This window comes from Streptomyces sp. NPDC051567, from assembly GCF_044454165.1.
Classification (GTDB): domain Bacteria; phylum Actinomycetota; class Actinomycetes; order Streptomycetales; family Streptomycetaceae; genus Streptomyces.
In genome coordinates, this window is sequence record NZ_JBITDK010000017.1 from 83,105 (window position 1) to 101,951 (window position 18,847).

At 73.6% G+C, this 18,847-nt stretch carries 13 protein-coding genes; 5 read left to right on the forward strand and 8 right to left on the reverse strand.

What is annotated here, in order from left to right:
• Positions 1 to 8: 8 nt before the first annotated feature.
• From ACIA5F_RS19805 to ACIA5F_RS19840, 8 genes are all read right to left on the reverse strand, one after another.
• On the reverse strand, positions 9 to 1,574 hold the full coding sequence (locus ACIA5F_RS19805) for an FAD-dependent oxidoreductase (RefSeq protein ID WP_399354658.1): 1,566 nt from the start codon (positions 1,572 to 1,574) through the stop codon (positions 9 to 11).
• Positions 1,571 to 3,928, reverse strand: a complete 2,358-nt coding sequence (locus ACIA5F_RS19810) for a molybdopterin oxidoreductase family protein (protein WP_399354660.1) — start codon at positions 3,926 to 3,928, stop codon at positions 1,571 to 1,573. Before ACIA5F_RS19810 ends, ACIA5F_RS19805 begins: the two co-directional genes overlap by 4 nt.
• Positions 3,921 to 5,345 carry an MFS transporter gene (locus ACIA5F_RS19815; RefSeq protein ID WP_399354662.1) on the reverse strand — a complete coding sequence of 475 codons (1,425 nt, stop codon included), beginning with the start codon at positions 5,343 to 5,345 and terminating at the stop codon, positions 3,921 to 3,923. The genes ACIA5F_RS19810 and ACIA5F_RS19815 overlap by 8 nt, the downstream gene beginning before the upstream one ends.
• 26 nt (positions 5,346 to 5,371) lie before the next feature.
• Positions 5,372 to 6,937: a 3-carboxy-cis,cis-muconate cycloisomerase gene (gene pcaB, locus ACIA5F_RS19820; protein WP_399354664.1), complete on the reverse strand. Its 1,566-nt coding sequence runs from the start codon at positions 6,935 to 6,937 to the stop codon at positions 5,372 to 5,374.
• Positions 6,934 to 8,922, reverse strand: a complete 1,989-nt coding sequence (locus ACIA5F_RS19825; protein WP_399354666.1) for an FAD/NAD(P)-binding protein — start codon at positions 8,920 to 8,922, stop codon at positions 6,934 to 6,936. The genes pcaB and ACIA5F_RS19825 overlap by 4 nt, the downstream gene beginning before the upstream one ends.
• A gap of 208 nt (positions 8,923 to 9,130) precedes the next feature.
• Positions 9,131 to 10,720 (reverse strand): class I adenylate-forming enzyme family protein, encoded by a 1,590-nt coding sequence (locus ACIA5F_RS19830; RefSeq protein ID WP_399354668.1) that lies wholly within the window; start codon positions 10,718 to 10,720, stop codon positions 9,131 to 9,133.
• 144 nt (positions 10,721 to 10,864) lie between these two features.
• Positions 10,865 to 11,413, reverse strand: a complete 549-nt coding sequence (locus ACIA5F_RS19835) for an SRPBCC family protein (protein WP_399354670.1) — start codon at positions 11,411 to 11,413, stop codon at positions 10,865 to 10,867.
• A 237-nt stretch (positions 11,414 to 11,650) separates the two neighbouring features.
• Positions 11,651 to 12,631, reverse strand: a complete 981-nt coding sequence (locus ACIA5F_RS19840) for an NADPH:quinone reductase (protein ID WP_399354671.1) — start codon at positions 12,629 to 12,631, stop codon at positions 11,651 to 11,653.
• 308 nt (positions 12,632 to 12,939) lie between these two features.
• On the opposite strand from ACIA5F_RS19840, the gene ACIA5F_RS19845 reads away from it, so the two are divergent.
• The 5 genes from ACIA5F_RS19845 (at position 12,940) to ACIA5F_RS19865 (ending at position 18,811) form a co-directional block, all read left to right on the forward strand.
• Positions 12,940 to 14,112: a 3-deoxy-7-phosphoheptulonate synthase gene (locus ACIA5F_RS19845; protein WP_399354673.1), complete on the forward strand. Its 1,173-nt coding sequence runs from the start codon at positions 12,940 to 12,942 to the stop codon at positions 14,110 to 14,112.
• A 19-nt stretch (positions 14,113 to 14,131) separates the two neighbouring features.
• Positions 14,132 to 14,902 (forward strand): 2,3-dihydro-2,3-dihydroxybenzoate dehydrogenase, encoded by a 771-nt coding sequence (locus ACIA5F_RS19850; RefSeq protein WP_399354675.1) that lies wholly within the window; start codon positions 14,132 to 14,134, stop codon positions 14,900 to 14,902.
• Between the two features lie 90 nt (positions 14,903 to 14,992).
• Entirely contained in the window at positions 14,993 to 15,616 is a 624-nt protein-coding gene (locus tag ACIA5F_RS19855; protein WP_399354677.1) for an isochorismatase family protein, read from the forward strand.
• Positions 15,613 to 17,511 (forward strand): anthranilate synthase family protein, encoded by a 1,899-nt coding sequence (locus ACIA5F_RS19860; protein ID WP_399354679.1) that lies wholly within the window; start codon positions 15,613 to 15,615, stop codon positions 17,509 to 17,511. Before ACIA5F_RS19855 ends, ACIA5F_RS19860 begins: the two co-directional genes overlap by 4 nt.
• Positions 17,512 to 17,791: 280 nt before the next feature.
• A complete protein-coding gene (locus tag ACIA5F_RS19865) occupies positions 17,792 to 18,811 on the forward strand; it encodes a 3-oxoacyl-ACP synthase III family protein (protein WP_399354681.1) in 1,020 nt (339 codons plus the stop codon).
• The last annotated feature ends 36 nt before the right edge of the window (positions 18,812 to 18,847 follow it).

Below are 18,847 nucleotides of genomic sequence, written 5' to 3' on the forward strand. Positions count from 1 at the left end.
AGAGCTGGTCAGGGGGTGAGGGCGGGGGCCGGGGCTCCTGCGTCCGCCCCGGCCACCCCCGTCCCCGCGTCCGCCCCGGCCGCCACTGCCGAGGCCAGGGCCGCGCACGCCGCCTCGACCTGGCGGGTGCAGCCGCCGCAGCCGGTCGTGGCGCGGGTGGCGGCGGCCAGGGCGGGCAGGTCGCGGGCGCCGGTGTGCCAGGCGGCGGTGAGGTCCCGGTGGGTGACGTTGTTGCACAGGCAGACGACGGTCTCGGGGCGGGGCCCTGCGGACCCGGCCCTGGCCACGCGGGGGGCGCGGCCCAGGAGCAGGCTCAGCCGGTCGCGCGGGACGGGCAGATCGTGGACGTACAGCTCGGTGGTGGTGGCGATGGCCCGGTCGAAGCCGAGCAGGACGCCCGCGACGATGCGTTCGCCGACGAGTTCCAGACGGGCGTACCGGGCGCCCGCAGGGTCGTTGAGGGTGACCGTCTCCTCGACCGGGACCCGGCCCGGGACCCCGAGGACGACCAGACCGGGTCCGGCGATCCGGGGCCGCAGCACACGGCGGGCGGCGGCGACGCCACGGGCGCCCGTGGTGAGGTACCGGGCCAGGGCCACGGCCTGGGCCCAGCCGGAGGCCAGTGATCCGCCACGGTTGCCACGGTGTTCGGCGCAGTCGCCGAGGGCGTGGATCAGCGGGTCGTCGGTGCGCAGGCCGTCGTCGACGACGATGCCGGTGCGCACGCCGATCCCGGCGGCGCGGGCCAGCCCCGTCTCGGGCAGGACGCCGGTGCAGAGCAGGAGCGTGCCGGTGGGGAGGGCGCGGCCGTCGGCGAGGGTGAGCGTCCCGGCGGCCGGGCCCAGGGGGGTGGGTGGGCCAAGGGCAGCAGGCGCGGCGGGTGGGCCGGGTGGGGTGTAGGCGGTGGCGGCCTGCCCCACGACGACCTCCACCCCGGCGGCGGTGAGGCGGTCGGAGACCAGGGTTCCGGCGGCCTGGTCCAGGAGGTGGTCCATGGGCCAGGGGCCGGGGTGGACGAGGGTGACGGGACGGCCGCCGAGGGCCAGCGCGAAGGCCGCCTCGACGCCGAGGGAACCGGCGCCGAGGACCGTCACCGGGGTCCGGGCGGGACCGGCCGCCGGGCCGGTGAGGCGGGCGCAGTCGGCGAGGGTCCGCAGGACGGCCACGCCCGGGGCGGGTACGTCGTCCGGCGTCCGCAGCCCCGGCAGCCGGGGCACGAGCGGGGCGGCGCCCGTGGCGAGCACCAGCCGGCGGTACGGGAAGACCCGGCCGTCGGCGGTGTGCACCCGGCGCCGGGCGCGGTCGATCCGGACCGCGCAGACACCCGTGTGGACCCGGGTGTCCCCCGGCGGCGGGGGCAGCTCCATCGCCTCGGGCGGCAGGCTGCCGTCCAGGGCGGAGGTGAGCAGCGCCCGGTGGTAGGCGGGCCCGTCCTCGGCGCCGAGGACGGTGACGGGTTCGGCGTACCCGAAGTGGCGCAACCGGTCGACGAGTTGGTGCGCGGCGGGCCCGTTCCCGACGACGAGCAGCGGGGACACGGCCTCCAGCGGCACAGCGGGCCGCGACCCGTTCATGACCGGCCTCCCCGCGCCGCCACGGGTACGGGTACGGATACCGCCACGGGTACGGGTACCGATGCGGGTACGGGTACCGATGCGGGTACGGGAGATACGGAGGCGGAGTCGGAGTCCGGGTCGGAGTCCGGGTCGGCGGGCGGGGGCGGGGCCGGGGTGAGGTGGACGGCGGAGACCTTGAACTCCGGCATGCGGCTGCGGGGGTCCAGGGCGTCGTTGGTGAGCAGGTTGGCGCGGCCCGCGCCCGGGAAGTGGAACGGGAGGAAGACAGTGTCGGTGCGCAGCGTCGGATCGAGGCGGACCCGGGCCACGGTGGTGCCGCGGGCCGAGGTGACATGGGCCCAGCCGTCCTCGGTCAGGCCCGCGCGGGCCGCCGTGTCGGGGTGGATCTCCACGTGCGCCTCCGGGGCGGCGGCGAGCAGTTCGGGCACGCGCCGGGTCTGGGCGCCGGACTGGTACTGGGCCAGGACCCGCCCGGTGGTCGCGTACAGCGGGTGCTCCGCGTCCGTCTCCTCGGCGGGCGGCCGGTGTTCGACGGCGGCGAAGCGGGCCCGGCCGTCCGGGTGGGCGAAGCGGTCCAGGAAGAGGCGCGGTGTGCCGGGGTGGTCCCCCGCTCCCCCGGAGATCCCGGCGCTCCCGGAATCTCCGGGGACCTGCGGGCAGGGCCAGTGGAGGGCTTCGCCCGCGTCGAGGCGGGCGTACGTCACGCCGGAGTAGTCGGCGGGGCCGCCCGCGGAGGCGCGGCGGAGTTCGTCGAAGGCGGTGCGGGCGGTGGTGGGGAAGCGGTCGGCGGGCTGGCCGAGGCGGACGGCGAGGCCCTGGAGGACGTCGAGGTCGCTGCGGACGCCCGGCGGCGGCGCGAGCAGCCGGCGGCGGCGCAGCACCCGGCCTTCGAGGTTGGTCAAGGTGCCCTCCTCCTCGGCCCACTGGGTGACGGGCAGCACCACATCGGCCGTCCGGGCCGTCTCGGACGGCACGAAGTCGGCTACCACCAGCAGCTCCAGGCTCGCCAGCCGCTCGGCGACGTGCGCGGAACGCGGGGCGGAGACGGCCGGGTTGGCGCCGAAGACGAGGAGGGCCTTCGGGCCGTCCGCGGTCCCGAGGGCGTCGAGGAGTTCGTACGCGCTGCGCCCCGGCCCCGGCAGCGAGCCGGGGTCCACGCCCCAGACCCCGGCGACGTGGGCGCGGGCCGCCGGGTCGGTGATCATGCGGTAGCCGGGGAGCTGATCGGCCTTCTGGCCGTGCTCGCGCCCGCCCTGCCCGTTGCCCTGGCCGGTCAGGCAGCCGTAGCCGCCGCCCTCGCGGCCCGGCAGGCCGAGGGCGAGGGCGAGGTTGACGAAGGCCGCGACCGTGTCGGTGCCCTTGCTGTGCTGCTCGGCGCCGCGCCCGGTCAGGACGTACGCGCGGGCCGAGGCGGCCAGCATCCGCACCGCCTCGCGCTGGTCGGCGACCGGGACCCCGGTGACCTTCTCGACACGCTCGGGCCACCAGGAGGCGGCCCGTTTCCAGGCGGCGTCGAAGCCGGTGGTGCGCCGTTCCACGTAGGACCGGTCGGTGCGGCCCTCGACGACGAGGACGTGGAGGAGGCCGAGGGCCAGGGCGAGGTCGGTGCCGGGGCGCGGCTGGAGGTGGAGGGCGGCGCGGGCGGCGGTGGGGGTGCGGCGCGGGTCGATGACGATGAGCCGGGCGGCGGTGAGGTGACGCATCAGCGGGGGCATGGTCTCGGCCGGGTTGGCGCCCGCGAGCAGGACGGTGTCGGCGGAGCCGAGGTCGGTGACGGGGAAGGGCAGGCCCCGGTCGAGGCCGAAGGCCGCGTTGGCGGCGGCCGCCGCCGAGGACATGCAGAAGCGGCCGTTGTAGTCGATCTGGCTGGTGCCCAGGGCGATCCGGGCGAACTTGCCGAGCAGGTACGCCTTCTCGTTGGTGAGGCCGCCGCCGCCGAAGACGCCGACCGCGTCCGGGCCGTGCTCCCGGCGCAGCGCGAGCAGCTTGTCCGCGACGAAGCCGAGCGCGGTGTCCCAGTCGGCGGGGGCGAGTCGGCCGTCCGGGCCGCGCAGCAGCGGGGTCCGCAGCCGGTCCGGGGTCCGCAGCACCGCCGGGGCGGTCCAGCCCTTCTGGCACAGGCCGCCCCGGTTGACGGGGAACCCGGGGTCGGGGCGGACGGTGACCCGGGCGAGGTCGCCCCCGACACCGGACCCGGACCCGCCACCGGACCCGCCACCGGCGGCCGGGGCCGTGCCCGTGGCGGTTCCCCCGCTGAGGAACGTGCCGCACTGGAGGGCGCAGTACGGGCAGTGGGTGGCCACCTCTCCGGGGCCCGCCGGGGGGAGGGTGGCCGGGCCGGCGTCAGACACGGGCGGGCTCCGTCGGCCTCGGCCCGGCGGACACCTGGGCGGACACCTGGGCGGGGGCCTTGGCCGCCGCTGCCGCTGCGGCTGCCGCGCGTTCCCGGCGGACGTAGACGACCCAGGTCACGACGGCGCAGACGGCGTAGTAGCCGAGGAAGGAGAGGAAGGCCGGGGTGCCGTTGCCCCCGCCGCCGCTGTAGGCGCCCCGGAAGGCGAGGTTGATGGCGACCCCGCCGAGGGCCCCGACCGCGCCCGCGATGCCGATGGCGGCGCCGGAGAGGCGGCGGGCCGCGGCGAAGGCGCGGTGGGCGTCGTACCCGGCGACGATCCGGGCCTCGGCGTCCCGGGCGAAGGCGGTGGGGATCAGCTTGTAGGTGGAGCCGTTGCCGATGCCGCTGAGGACGAACAGGGCGGTGAAGCCCCCGATGAAGAGCGTCAGGGAGTCCCGGGCCGAGGCGAGGAGCAGGACGCCCGTACCGGCGCCCATGCCCCCGAAGGTGAGGAGCGTGACGCGGGCGCCGCCGAACCGGTCGGCGAGCCAGCCTCCGAGGGGACGGGCGAAGGAGCCGAGGAGCGGGCCGAGGAAGGTGTACGAGGCGGCCTGGAGCGGGGTGGAGCCGAACTGGGTCTGGAGGACCAGGCCGAAGGCGAAGCCGTAGCCGATGAAGGAACCGAAGGTGCCGATGTAGAGGAGGGAGATCCACCAGGTGTCGCGGTGGGCGAGGGCCTCGCGCTGGGCGCCCGGTGCGGCGCGGACGGCGGCGATGTTGTCCATCTTCACCGCGCAGAGCAGCGAGACGAGGACGATCAGCGGCAGGTACACGGCGGCGACGTAGGCGGGGTGGGTGTCGCCCACGGTGGTGATGACGAGCAGGCCGAGCAGTTGGACGGCGGCGACGCCGAGGTTGCCGCCGCCCGCGTTGAGGCCCAGCGCCCAGCCCTGGTGGCGGCGCGGGAAGAAGCTGGTGATGTTGGTCATCGAGGAGGCGAAGTTGCCGCCGCCGACCCCGCCGAGTGCGCTGATCAGCAGGAAGACCCAGAGCGGGGTGCCGGGCCGCTGGATGAACCAGACCGTGGCCAGGGCCGGGACCAGCAGGATCGCCGAGGCGAAGACGGTCCAGTTCCGGCCGCCGAAGCGGGTCACGGCCCAGCTGTAGGGCGGGCGCAGCAGGGCGCCGACGAGGGTGGGGGTGACGACGAGGAGGAATTTCTCGTCCGGCGCGAAGCCGAGTCCGATCTCGGGCGTCATGAACAGGACCAGGACCGACCACATGCTCCAGATGGAGAAGCCGATGTGCTCGGAGGCGACGGACAGGTAGAGGTTGCGGCGGGCGACGCGTTTGCCGCCACGCTCCCAGTACTGCTCGTCCTCGGCGTCCCAGTCCTCGATCCAGCGCCCCTTGGCGGGTCTCGCAGCACTCATCGGACCTGTTCTCCCTTGGCTGTCGGTCAGGCGGGGTGGGGGTGGAGGGGTGAGGGTGACGGTGACGGTGTGCCGGACGCCGGGGCCGTGGTGCCGGCCCCGGCTGACGAGGCCGCGGCTGACGAGGCCGGGGTGTCCGACCCGGCCCCGGCCCCGGATAACGAGGCCGGGGTGTCGTCCGGCAGAGCGGCGGCGGACAGGGCGCGGTCGACCAGGGCGCCGGCTCCGCCCGTGTAGCCGGCCGGGTCGCAGAGCCGGGCGAGGTACTCGGGGCCGAGCCCGTGCCCGGAGCCGGACATCTGGGCCAGGACGGAGCCCAGCGGCTGCCCGCTCGCGGCGGCGCGCGAGGACGCCTCGGTGAGCAGCTGCTTCGCGGCGGCCTTGCCCAGGACCGGGGCGAGGCGGGCGGCGATCCGCTCGGAGACGATCTGGCCGCCGGTCAGGCCGGTGTTCTCGCGCATCCGGCCGGCCCGGACCTCCAGCCCCTCGGCGAGTTCCACGGCGGTGTGGGCGGCGCCGCCGGTCAGCCGCAGGGCCTCGCGCAGGAGCTGCCACTCGGCGTGCCAGACGCCCGCGGACCGCTCGTCCTCGGTGACCAGGCACTGGGTGAGCCCGGCGGCGAGGACCGGGACCTGGAGGGCGGCGGAGCGGATCAGGGTGGCGAGGACCGGGTTGCGCTTGTGCGGCATGGCGGAGGAGCTGCCGCGTCCGGCGGCGGCGGGCTCGGTGACCTCGCCGACCTCGGTGCGGGTCAGCGACTGCACGTCGACCGCGATCTTGCCGAGGGCTCCGGCGGTGAAGGCCAGCGCGGCGGCGAGGTCGGCGATCGGGGTGCGCAGCGCGTGCCAGGGCAGGACGGGACGGGCGAGTCCGGTCTCGGCGGCGAAGGCGTCCACGAGCCGGTCCAGGTAGGGGGACGCGGTGTCGGCGGCGACCTCGGGGCGGTCGACGGCGGCGTACTCCAGGTATCCGGCGAGGGTTCCGGCGGCCCCGCCGATCGAGACCGGCAGGCCCTCGGTCTCGACCCGGGCGAGGCGGGCTTCGGCGTCGAGGACGAGCCGGTGCCAGCCCGCCGCCTTGAGCCCGAAGGTGGTGGGGACGGCGTGCAGGGCCAGGGTGCGGCCCGGCATCAGGGTGTCGCGGTGGGTGCGGGCCAGGCCCGCCAGGGCCCGCGCGGTCCGCGCCAGATCGGCGCGGACCAGGCGCAGGGTCCTGGCGGCCACCAGCATCGCGCCGGTGTCGAAGATGTCCTGGCTGGTGGAGCCCCGGTGGACGTAGTGCGCGGCCTGCGGGTCCCGCTCGCGGACCAGTGCCGTGAGCGCCTGGACCAGGCCGACGACCGGGTTGGCGGTCTCCCGCGCGGCGAGCGCGAGGGCCCGCAGGTCGAAGTGGTCCGCGCGGGCGGCCTCGGTGATGGTGTCCGCGGCGGACCGCGGCAGGGTGCCCAGCCCTGCCTGGGCCCGGGCCAGGGCGGCCTCGGCGTCGAGCATGGCCTGGAGCCACGCCCGGTCGCCGACGGCCGCCTCGGCCGGGGTGCCGGCCCGCACGGGGGAGAGCAGGCCGGCGTCCACGAGGAGGTCGCCCTCGGTCATACGATCACGCCGGGGAGCGTGTCGCCGGCGGCCTCGCTGGTGACCGGGCGGATGCCGGCCGGGACGTTCGCGACGGGCGGCAGGGCCAGCACGGCGCGGGCGATGGCGTCCGAGTCGCCGAGGGTCACGGAGTCCACGCCGGGCCGGATGCCGGCGGCGGTGACCCAGTGGACGGACTCGGTGGGCACGCCGTAGGCGAAGCGGCGCGGGTGGGCGGTGCCCCGGGCGTCGATGAGCCGGTAGGGGCGCTCGGTGACGGCGAGGCCGCCGGTCTGGTAGCCGCCCTGGCCGCCCGTGATGACGTACGGCTTGGCCTGGTCGGTGTCGAGCAGGTGCTGGAGCAGCGGGTCGGCGGTGCGGCGCAGGTCGGGCTCGGGGAGCCGGGCCTCGATGAGGACCTGTGCCTTGATCAGCGCGCCGGGCACCGAGGTGGACTCGGCCAGGTAGGTCTGGGAGCCGGTGTCGATGCGGACCTGGGTGTGGGGGCCGGTGAGGGTGAGGATGCCCGCCTCGATCAGGGCGATCATCTCCTCGATGCGGCCGGCCGGCGGGCCGATGGAGAGGAAGCCGTTGAGCGGGGTGTACCAGCCTTCGAGGTCGTCGCGGTGCGAGTCGCCGTCGAGTCCGCCGTGGTCGACGGCGAGGCGGACCTCGTTGCGCAGGTCGCGCAGGACGTCCAGGGCCGCCTTGACGGGGCCGCTGACGTTGCCCTGGCGGGCGGCGACGACATCGGCGGCGAGGTAGCCGACCAGCCATGCCTGGAAGGCGTCGCGGTCGGCGAACTCGGTGTCGCCGTAGGGGACGGAGAGCCGCTCCCAGCTCCAGTGCTGCTCCTCGGGGAGGTCGTACTCGGCGAGGAGTTCGACGCGGTCGGACGCCTCTCCGAGGTCGAGGTAGCGCTCGGTGAAGGCCTCGCGCTCCTCCGGCCGTCCGGAGGCGGCGAGCAGGGCGCCGTAGTAGACGCTCTCGACCTCACGGGAGATGAAGGGCCACAGGTCGCCGTTGAAGGTGACCGTCCCACCCTCCGCGGAGCGCTTGCGCAGGCCCTCGACGTAGGCCGGGGTCAGCAGCTTGGGGTAGTAACGGCCGTACGCGCCCTTCTCGTTGTCGCCGCGGGCGTGGTACGGGATGCCGCGCCGGGAGAAGGCGTAGAGGCGGGGCTCCTGGCCGGAGGGCTGGTAGGAGAGTCTGCCGTCCTCGTCGCGGACGAAGGTGCCGCCGCGGCCGTGGCTGAAGAGCGACATGTAGTCGAAGAAGTTCAGGCCCAGGCCGCGCAGGAGCACCGACTGGCCGGGCTTGATCTGCGCGAGGTCGGCGTCGGCGGGGTTGCCCGGCGTCAGGTAGGTCAGGTAGTGGATGCGGGCCAGGGAGGCGGTACGGGCCTCGCGCGGGGTCAGGCGGGCCGGGACGTGGCCCTGGGCCAGGATGATCGCGTCGAGGTTGTTGAGGCGGGTGCCGTCCTCCAGCCGGACGCCCTGCGGGCCACCGGGTATGCCCTGGGTGTCGGCGACGGCGACGGCGCGGGAGCCGTGGACGTGGACGGTGACGTGCTTGGGGGCGCCGACGATGACGCGCTGGAAGCACTCGCCGAGGTAGCTGCCGTAGAAGGCGCGGGTGGGGTAGGTGTCCGGGCCCATGGCGGCGGCCTCGGCGAGGGTGCCCGCGTCGTAGTCGCCGAACTGGCCGAGGACGGAGAGGGACTTGGCCCACTCGTACAGGCTCGGGCCGGGCTCGATGGGGCCGTCGATCGTGCAGCTCTCGTCCGTGTAGACGGTGATCTGGCAGGCGACGGTGTTCATCAGCAGGTGGCGGGACTGGCCGGAGCGCCAGACCCGGCCGGCGCCGGGGGCGGACGGGTCGACGACGTGGATGGCGAGCGCGTCGTGGGAGGGCTTCTGACGCTCGTTGGCGGTCAGGCGCTCGACGACGGACAGGCCGCGGGGACCGGCTCCGACGACGCAGATCTCGACGGATGAGCTGCTCATGCGATTTCTCCGTTGCTGTGGGGTGAACGGCCGGACGCCGAGCGGGTGCGGCGGCGAGGCCGGGCCAGTGCGGCGGTGGGACACGTCGGGCCGGGTCGGCCGGCCGGACGTCGGTGCGGCGGTGCTCACGTACGGCGGAGCGGGTGGTGCGGTGCTGTGCTGGCGGTGCGAGGGGTGCCGGCGGGCGCCGGGGCCGGAGTTGCCGGAGTTATTCGGCGGCGGGGGCGGCGGCGGGGGCGGTGGAGCCGGCCGCGACCAGCTGGGCCAGTTCGAGGCGCTTGATCTTGGTGGTGGAGGTCTGCGGGACGTCCTGGAGCCGCCACTGGACCGGGTCGGCGAGGTGCGGCAGGCCGATGACCGCGGACTTCCAGGCGATCAGGTCGAGCGGCTCGTCGTCGCGGGTGCACACCACCGGGACGGGGACGCCGTCGGCGCCGGGGATGATGATGACCTCGATCAGCTCGTGCAGCCGGGTGAAGAGCTTGTCCTCGATCTCCAGGGTGGAGCCGAGGCCGGGGATCTCGTCGACCTCGCGGTCGAGCAGGTGCAGGCAGCCCCACCGGGTGCGGTAGCCGAGGTCGCCCATCCGCCACCAGCCGTCGTGGACCTGCTTCTCCCAGCGCTCGTGCTCGGCGAGGTAGGTGATGATGCGGCCGTCCGACTTGATCTCGATGAAGCCGGGGTTCTCCTTGGAGACGGGGTTGCCGTCCCGGCTGACGACGCGCACCCCGGTCATGCCGGGGAACGGTGATCCCACGCAGCGGCCGTCGAAGTCGGCGCCGCCCTTGCGGGTGTAGGTGCGGGCCGCGATGGGGCCGACCTCGCTCTGCCCGTAGGCCTGGGCGAAGAGCGGGTTGCTCCGCTTCGTCGCGTTGAGCAGGATCGAGACGGTGCGCGGGTGGATCGCGTCGAAGGTCGAGCTGAAGTACTTGACGTTCGCGAGCGGGCCGCGCGGGTCCTTGGCCAGGGCCTCCCAGCGCAGGAAGGTGTTGGGGTGGGCCTCGATGAACCCGGGCGGGACCTGGGCGAAGATGTCGGCGACGGCCTCCGGGTCGTCCTCCTTGAGGACGATCAGGGTGTGGCCCTGGAGGATCGAGATCGGCATGGCCGTGAAGAGCCGGGAGTGCACGAACGAGACGTGGACGGCGACGGGTTCGCGCTTGTTGACGACCGAGAAGACGGTGGCCTGCGGGCGGTAGCGGGACTCGAAGGTGTGGCCGGTGTGGACGGCGAGCTTCGGGGTGCCGGTGGTGCCGGAGGTGTGGGTGATCAGGGTCGGGTGGTCCGGCGGCATCGGGATGGCCGGGACGCGGTCCACCCCGGCGAGGGAGGCCAGCTCGACCGCCCCGTCGACGGAGCCCGAGGTGAGGAGCACCTTGGCCGTGATGTCGAAGATCTCGGCGGGCAGGTGGTGGTCGAGCTTGTCCTGGTCGGTGATCAGGAAGGGCTGGTCGATGCGGCGGACCAGGACCGCGACGGTCTCGCCGTCCAGCTTCGGGGACAGCAGGGCCGGGACGGCGCCGATCCGGGCGATGGCGCAGGCCAGCAGGGAGATGTCGAAGCCGTCGGACTTGTGCACGACGACGTGGTGGTTGGGCCGTACGCCGACCGACCAGAGCCGGGAGGCGAAGTCGGCGACCAGGTCCGCGAGTTCGGTGAAGGTGGCGCGGCGCCCGAGCTGCGGGGCGATGTCCAGGTCGTGATCCATGACCACGAGACCGGCGGGGGTCCGGTCGGCCGCTCGGTCGAAGAGCGTACCGAGCCGGATGCCCTTGTTTCCTATGCGCTGGAGAAGCATGGCCTCGTTCTCTCAATGTGTCTTCGGTGGCGTACGGGGAGTGGGCCGGCACCGGGGGACGGCCGGTGCCGGCGGCCGGAAGGATGGGCGGAGGGCGGGCGGAGGGCCAGCGGCGACGCGGGCGGCGACGCGGGACCGGCGGGCTCAGCCGCCTTCGACGACGTCGCGGATGCGGGCGAGGGTGGCGTCGAGGTCACTTTCGAGCTTCTCGGTCCAGTCCGTGATGAACTGCTTGCGCTGGACCTCGTCGAGGTCGGCGACGATCTTGTGGATGCCGGCGGTGGCCTTGCCCATCCGGAAGTGGTGGACCAGGACCGAGCCCTCGCCCTGCGCGGCCGGCTCGATGTCGAAGCCCCAGACGGACTCCTGGTCCTCCTGGGCGTGGGTCAGCATCATCCAGCGGAAGGTGCGGCCGGGCTCGGCGGCCGTGACGCGGGCCTCGGTGTACCAGGTGCCGCGGACCAGGGGGGCCCAGCCGACGACGTCCTCGGCGCGGAGGTTCTCGCCGCGGAAGACGGAGCCGACGCCGGAGGGTTCACCGGAAATCCACTCGCCGCCCTGGCACTCCGGGCTCCATTCGCCACTGCGGGCCAGGTCGCTGACGACGTCGTAGATTTCCTGTGCGGTGGCCGCGACGGGAATTCCGGCGCGGACCTCGAAAAGCGGGGTCGAGTCGATGATGGAGTTCGTCATGGCCGAAATACTGTCGCTCACACTTTCGGCGATCAACGGCCTTCTTCCGGGTCCATCAGGTCTTTTGGCCGGGGAATGCCCGGCCCGTTCCGGGCATGACTGGGCGGCACCGCGGCCCTGGGGCCGCGACGCCGCTGATCCTTTATTCTCCGTACGGTCCGTCCGCTATCCGGAATCCTTTTCCGGAGTACCACCCTCCACCGGGCCGCACAGGTCCGGATTCACCCCGGAGCCCTCTCAGCCCCTGGCGCGCAGGACGAGCTTTCCCGTCACCTTGCCCTCGTCCAGCAGCTGGTGCGCGCGGGCGGCCTCCGCCAGCGGGAGCACCTCGGTGGCGCGCGGGCGCAGCAGGCCCGCGGCCGTCAACTTGTTGACGTGCGCGGCGGCGTCGGCGAGCCGGCCCGCGGTGGCGTGCGAGATCGCGAAGCCGCGGACCGAACAGTCCTTGAGGTAGAGCGGCCCGACGGGCAGGACGGGGCGGGTGCCCAGCCCGGAGAGGACCACGATCCGGCCACGGCTCGCGAGCAGCGGGACCGCCGCCTCCAGGTCGTTGCGGGCCGAGGTGTCGACGTGGATGTCGATCCCGTCCGGGGCCAGCGCGCGGACGCGGCCCGGCACGTCGGGGTCGTGGTAGTCGACGACCTCGGCCGCGCCCCGTTCCCGTACGTAACCGAAGTCGCGCGGGGAGGCGGTCGCGATGACGCGCGCCCCGGCGTGCGCGGCCAGGGTGACCAGGGCACTGCCGACGTTGCCGGCCGCGCCGGCCACCAGCACGGTGTCACCGGCGGTGATCCCGCCCTGGTCGAAGAGGGCGAGGTAGGCGGTGACGGCCGGGTGGGCGAGGGCGACCAGGTCCACCGGGTCCACCCCCTCGGGCAGCGGGTAGAGCCGGTCGGCGGGGACCACGACCTGTTCGGCGGCGGCGCCCTGACGGCCGTCGTGGCCCAGGCTGTTGCACCAGACCCGGGCGCCGGGCGCGAACCGGTGGGCGACGGCGGGGCCCGCGGCCAGCACCGTCCCCACGAGGTCGCGGCCGATCACGAAGGGGAAGTCCAGCGGGGTGCGCCAGGCACCCGAGCGGACGAAGGTGTCGACGTGGTTGACGGAGACGACCTCGACCTCGACGAGGACGTCCGACGGCCCCGGCACGGGCGCGGGGAGCTCACCGAAGCGGATGACGTCCGCGGGACCGAGTTCTTCGATATAGGCGGCATACATGGTTCGGATTCTGTTCGCAGCGGCCGGTTCAGGAAACCCTCCGCCGGGTTTCTGTCAGGTGGGGCGGTGTGCCACGCGTCACCGAATCCGGAACCGGTACGGCCGGAATCGGAGATCGACATCGAAGAAATCGGAGATCAGCGTACCCGGAATGCGGGACGGGCCGGGGTCCACAGGATTCTGTCACCTGACGTAGTGACAGAGAATCCATGGTTACTTCTGGCCAGTCGCCACAGTATCCAATTCCGCGGCCCCTCACCTCGCCTCGCCCATGTGCACCCACGCTTGGCCATTCCTGGGAGTTTCCTGTGGTTACACCTTCACTCAGCGTCAGAAAAGAGACCGCCCTCCAGCAGCCCGACTGGGCCGACAACCCGGAACTGCCGAAAGTCAAGGAGGAGCTCTCCCGGCGCCCGGCCCTGGTCAACGCCGGAGACGTCCGCCGGCTCCGTTCCCACCTGGCCCGCGTGGCGGCGGGCCACGCGTACATCGTCCAGGCGGGTGACTGCGCCGAGGACCCCTCGGAGTGCGATGCCGGCTACATCGCCCGCAAGTCCGCCCTCCTCGACCTGCTCGCCGGCACGCTCAAGATGATCACCCACAAGCCGGTGGTCCGCATCGGGCGGCTGGCCGGGCAGTTCGGCAAACCCCGCTCCAGCCCGACCGAGGTCGTCGGCGGCACCGAGATCCCGGTCTTCCGGGGCCACATGGTCAACGGCCCCGAGGCCAGCCTCGCCGAACGCATACCCGATCCGTACCGGCTCCTGGCCGGCTACGAATCCGCCGCCGAGGCCATGGCCCACCTGGGCTGGACCGACCCGACGCGCCGCTCGGGCATCTGCCCGCCCGTGTGGACCAGCCACGAGGCCCTGCTCCTCGACTACGAAGTGCCCATGCTCCGCTGGGACGAGGAGGGCAGCCCGCTGCTGACCTCGACCCACTTCCCCTGGATCGGCGAACGCACCCGCCAGCTCGACGGCGCCCACGTCGACACCCTGGCCGGCGTCGTCAACCCGGTGGCCTGCAAGGTCGGCCCCTCGATGGACCCCGAGGAGCTCATCGAGCTGTGCCGGCGCCTCGACCCGTGGCGCGAGCCCGGACGGCTGACCCTCATCGCCCGCATGGGCGCGGGGCTCGTCTCCGAACGCCTGCCCACGCTCGTGGACGCCGTCCAGCAGGCCGGTCACCCGGTCATCTGGATCACCGACCCGATGCACGGCAACACCGTGACCGCCCCCGGCGGTCTCAAGACCCGTCTCGTCGACACCGTCGTCGCCGAGGTCCGGGGCTTCCAGGCGGCCGTGGTCCGCGGCGGCGGCACCGCCGGCGGGCTGCACCTGGAGACCACCCCGGACGCGGTCACCGAGTGCGCCACCGACAGCGGTCACCTCGACGGCGTCGGCGAGACGTACACGAGCTTCTGCGATCCCCGCCTCAACCCCCACCAGGCGTACGCCGTGGTGTCGCAATGGCGGGCCTGAACCAGCAGGGAGATGGGACATGGACAACAAGGTCGCCCTCGTCACGGGAGCCGCGGGAGGCATCGGCCTGGCCGTAGCCCGCCGACTCGCCGAGGAGGGCGCGACCGTCGCAGCCGTCGACCGGGACGCCGCGAGACTGCGGGACTCGGTGGAGAAACTGGCCGCCGACGGACTACGGGCCCACGCCTACCCGGCCGACGTCACCAGCACCGCGCAGGTGGAGGACGTCGTCGACCGGGTGGAGGCCGAACTCGGGCCGCTGGACTTCCTCGTCAACACCGCCGGCATCCTGCGCATGGGCGAGGTCCGGGAACTGAGCGACGAGGACTGGCTGCAGACCTTCGAGGTCAACGTCAGCGGCGTCTTCCGGCTCTCGCGCGCCGCCGTCAACCGGATGGTCCCCCGCAACCGCGGGGCCATCGTCACCGTCGCCTCCAACGCCTCCGGCACCCCGCGCACCGCGATGGGGGCCTACGGCGCCTCCAAGGCCGCCGCCACCATGCTCACCAAGACGCTCGGCCTGGAAGTCGCCAAGTACAACATCCGCTGCAACGTCGTCGCACCCGGCTCCACCGACACCGCGATGCTCGCCTCCATGTGGGAGGACGAGCAGGGCCCCGCCCGGACCATCGCGGGCAGCCCCGAGGCCTACAAGGTCGGCATCCCCCTGGGCAAGCTCGCCCGGACCACCGACATCGCCGAAGCCGTGCTGTTCCTGCTCTCGGACCGCGCGGCCCACATCACCCTGCACGTCCTGACCGTGGACGGCGGAGCCACGCTCGGCGTGTGACCCGCCCGCCGTGCGACCCGTCCGACCGTCCGACCGTCCGACCGTCCACCCCAACCGACCTTTCGAGGAAACACATCCGAGAGGAACACCATGGCCGGCATACCGACCATCGCGCCCTATCCCCTCCCCACCGCGGGAGATCTCCCCCCGTCCGTACCGCAGTGGTCGTTCGACGCGGACCGGGCCGTCCTGCTCGTCCACGACATGCAGCGCTACTTCCTCGCGCCCTTCCCCGACGCGCTGCGCGAAGAACTGACCGCCAACGCCGCCCTGCTGCGCGAGCATTTCGCCGCCGCGGGCGCCCCGGTCGCCTACACCGCCCAGCCCGGCGGCATGACCCCCGAACAGCGCGGCCTGCTCGCGGACATCTGGGGTCCGGGGATGCGCACCGGACCCGAGGACCGCGAGGTGGTCCCCGCGCTCGCCCCCGCCGAGGGCGACTGGGTCTGCACCAAGTGGCGCTACAGCGCCTTCTTCAAGACCGACCTGCTGGAGCGGATGCGCGCCGCCGGACGCGACCAGCTCGTCATCTGCGGCGTCTACGCCCACGTCGGCGTGCTGACCACGGCCATCGAGTCGTTCAGCCACGACATCCAGACCTTCCTCGTCGCCGACGCCATCGGCGACTTCAGCGAACTGGAGCACCGGCTGGCCATCGACTACGCGGCCAAGCGGTGCGCGGTCGTCACCACCGCGAAGGAGCTGGCCGGATGAGCTCCCTGCTGCTGGACCGCGTCCTGGGCCCGAACCCGCCCCCGTTCGCCCTGCTCTACCGGCCCGAGGCCACCGGCCCCGGCGTCCTGGACGTCCTCGTCGGCGAGACCGGCACCCCGGAGCTGCTCTCCGGACTGCGTCCCGCCGCCGCCCGGGCGGACCGGGGCCCGGCCGGCGCCCGGCACGAGGTGCTCGCGATCGTCCCGTACCGGCAGATCGCCGAACGCGGGTACGAGGCACCGGACGAGGACACCCCGCTGGTCGCGATGACCGTCACCGGCCAGGAGCGCGTCTCCCTGGTCGAGGCGCTGTCGCGCATCCCCGACCTGCCCATCGAGCTGGAGGAGGGCCGCTTCGACGTCTCCGACGAGGAGTACGCCGAGACCGTGCGCCGGGTCATCACCGACGAGATCGGTGAGGGCAAGGGCGCCAACTTCGTCATCAAACGCTCCTGGTCCACCGGTATCCGCTCCTACTCCACCGGCCACGCGCTGACCCTCTTCCGGCGGCTGCTGGAACGCGAGTCGGGCGCCTACTGGACCTTCGTGGTGCACACCGGCGAACGCACCCTCGTCGGCGCCAGCCCCGAACGGCACGTCAGCCTCGACGACGGCACCGCCGTCATGAACCCGATCAGCGGCACCTACCGCTACCCGGCGGCCGGGCCCTCACTGCCGGAGGTGATGGACTTCCTCGCCGACACCAAGGAGACCGACGAGCTGTACATGGTGGTGGACGAGGAACTGAAGATGATGGCCCGGATCTGCGAGGGCGGCACCCGCGTCGACGGCCCGTACCTCAAGGAGATGGCCCGCCTGGCCCACACCGAGTACTTCATCGAGGGCCGCAGCGGGCGGGCGCCGGAGGAGATCCTGCGCGAGACGCTGTTCGCGCCGACGGTGACCGGGAGCCCGCTGGAGAGCGCCGCCTCCGTCATCGCCGCGTACGAGCCGCAGGGCCGCGGCTACTACAGCGGCGTCCTCGCCCTGATCGGCCGGGACGAGCGGGGCGGGCACGCCCTGGACTCGGCCATCGTGATCCGGACGGCCGACATCGACCCCGGCGGCGGGGTGCGGATCGGCGTCGGCGCCACCCTGGTGCGCCACTCCGACCCCTGGTCGGAGGTGGCCGAGACCAAGGCCAAGGCGGCCGGGCTGCTCGCGGCGCTGGAGTCGCGCGGCAGCCGGGCCCGGTTCGCCTCGCACCCCCACGTCCGCGCGGCACTGGAGGAACGGAACCGGACGATCGCCGGGTACTGGCTCGCGGAGGACCAGGACCGGGCGGCTTCCGTGGACCCGGCGCTGGCCGGGCGGCGGGTGCTGGTGGTGGACGCGGAGGACACCTTCACGGCGATGATCGCCCGCCAGCTCTCCTCGCTGGGACTGGACGTGACGGTCCGCCGGTTCGACGAGGCGTACTCCTTCGACGGCCACGACCTGATCGTGATGGGCCCCGGCCCCGGGGACCCGCGCGACACCTCCCACCCCAAGATCGACCACCTGCGCACGGCGGTACGGACCCTGCTGGACGAGCGCAGACCCTTCCTGGCGGTGTGCCTGAGCCACCAGGTGCTCTCGACCACCCTCGGTTTCGACCTGGTGCGCCGGGACCATCCCAACCAGGGCGTGCAGAAGGAGATCGACTTCTTCGGCCGGGCGGAACGGGTGGGCTTCTACAACACCTTCGCCGCCCGCTCGGCGGTGGACTCGGCCATCGTCCCGGGCATCGGGCTCGTGGACATCAGCCGCGACCCGGAGACCGGCGAGGTGCACGCGCTGCGCGGCCCGCACTTCGCCTCGATGCAGTTCCACGCCGAGTCGGTGCTCACGCAGAACGGCCCCCGGATCACCGGGGAGCTGCTGGCCTCGCTGACGGCCCGCATGCTCGCCGCCTGACGCACGGGCGCGGGGGGGGGGGGGGGGGGGGGGCGGCGCCCCCCCCCCCCCGCCCGCGCCCCCCCCCCCCCCCCCCCCCCCCCCCCCCCCCCGGCCGCCCCACCCGACCCATCCCGCCCCGCCTACCTCGCCTGTTCTGCCTTACCTGTTCGGCCCTACCTGATCTGTTCCACCCGCTCCACCCGCTCCACCCGTCCTACCTGACAAGGTCCCGAAGACGCCGTTGTCGGCATTTCCCCGGGACGGAACCATCAGTTCCACACAGTGAGGAGTCGCCCAAATGATCACGACGGGAATTCACGGTGCGCGCAATGCTCTTTCGGTCGGCGTGCTGGGCACGGGCTCGTACGTACCGGCTCATGTCGTCTCCAACGACGAAGTCGGAGCCCCGGCCGGAGTCGATCACGAATGGATATTCGGAAAGACGGGAATTCGCAACCGCCGGTGGGCGAAACCCGATGAGGCGACATCCGATCTCGCGGTGATCGCGGGGCGCGCCGCCCTGGAGGCGGCGGGCGTCCGCGCCCCGGAGCTGTCGCTGATCGTGGTGGCGACCTCCACGCCCGACCAGCCGCAGCCGCCGACCGCCGCGGTGGTCGCCGCCGAGCTGGGCGCCGACCACGGCACCGCGGCCTTCGACGTCAACGGCGTGTGCACGGGCTTCCTCTTCGCCCTGACCTCGGCCACGAGCATGCTGGAGGCCGCGGGCGGGGGCCATGCCCTCGTCATCGGGGCGGACGTGTACTCGCGCATCCTCAACCCCGCGGACCGGCGCACCACGATCCTCTTCGGGGACGGGGCGGGCGCCGTCGTCCTCGGTCCGGCCGCCGGCGCGGACCGCGGGGTCGTCGCGAACCGGCTCGCCAGTTACGCGGCCGACCGGCACCTCATCGAGGTGCCCGGCGGCGGCAGCCGCATTCCGGCGACCGCCGCGACACTCGCCGAAGGACTTCAGTACTTCACGATGAACGGCCGCGGTGTGCGCGATTTCGTGGCCGACAATGTCCCGCCCGCGATCCATGAATTCCTCGCGGCCCAGAACCTCACCACGGCGGACATCACGCATTTCGTTCCGCACCAGGCCAACGGCCGGATGCTGGAAATGCTCTCCGACGGACTGGGACTTCCCCTGGACCGCACCTGGACGACGTACGAGGAGTTCGGCAACACCGGCTCCGCCTCCGTCCCCCTCACCCTCGACCACGCGGCCCGCTCCGGCCGGCTGGCCCCCGGTGACCTGGTCCTGCTGGCCGGTTTCGGCGGCGGCATGGCCCTCGGCCTCTCGCTCGTCCGCTGGTGACACCTGCCCCGCGCCCCCGCTCCCTCCCCCCTGTCC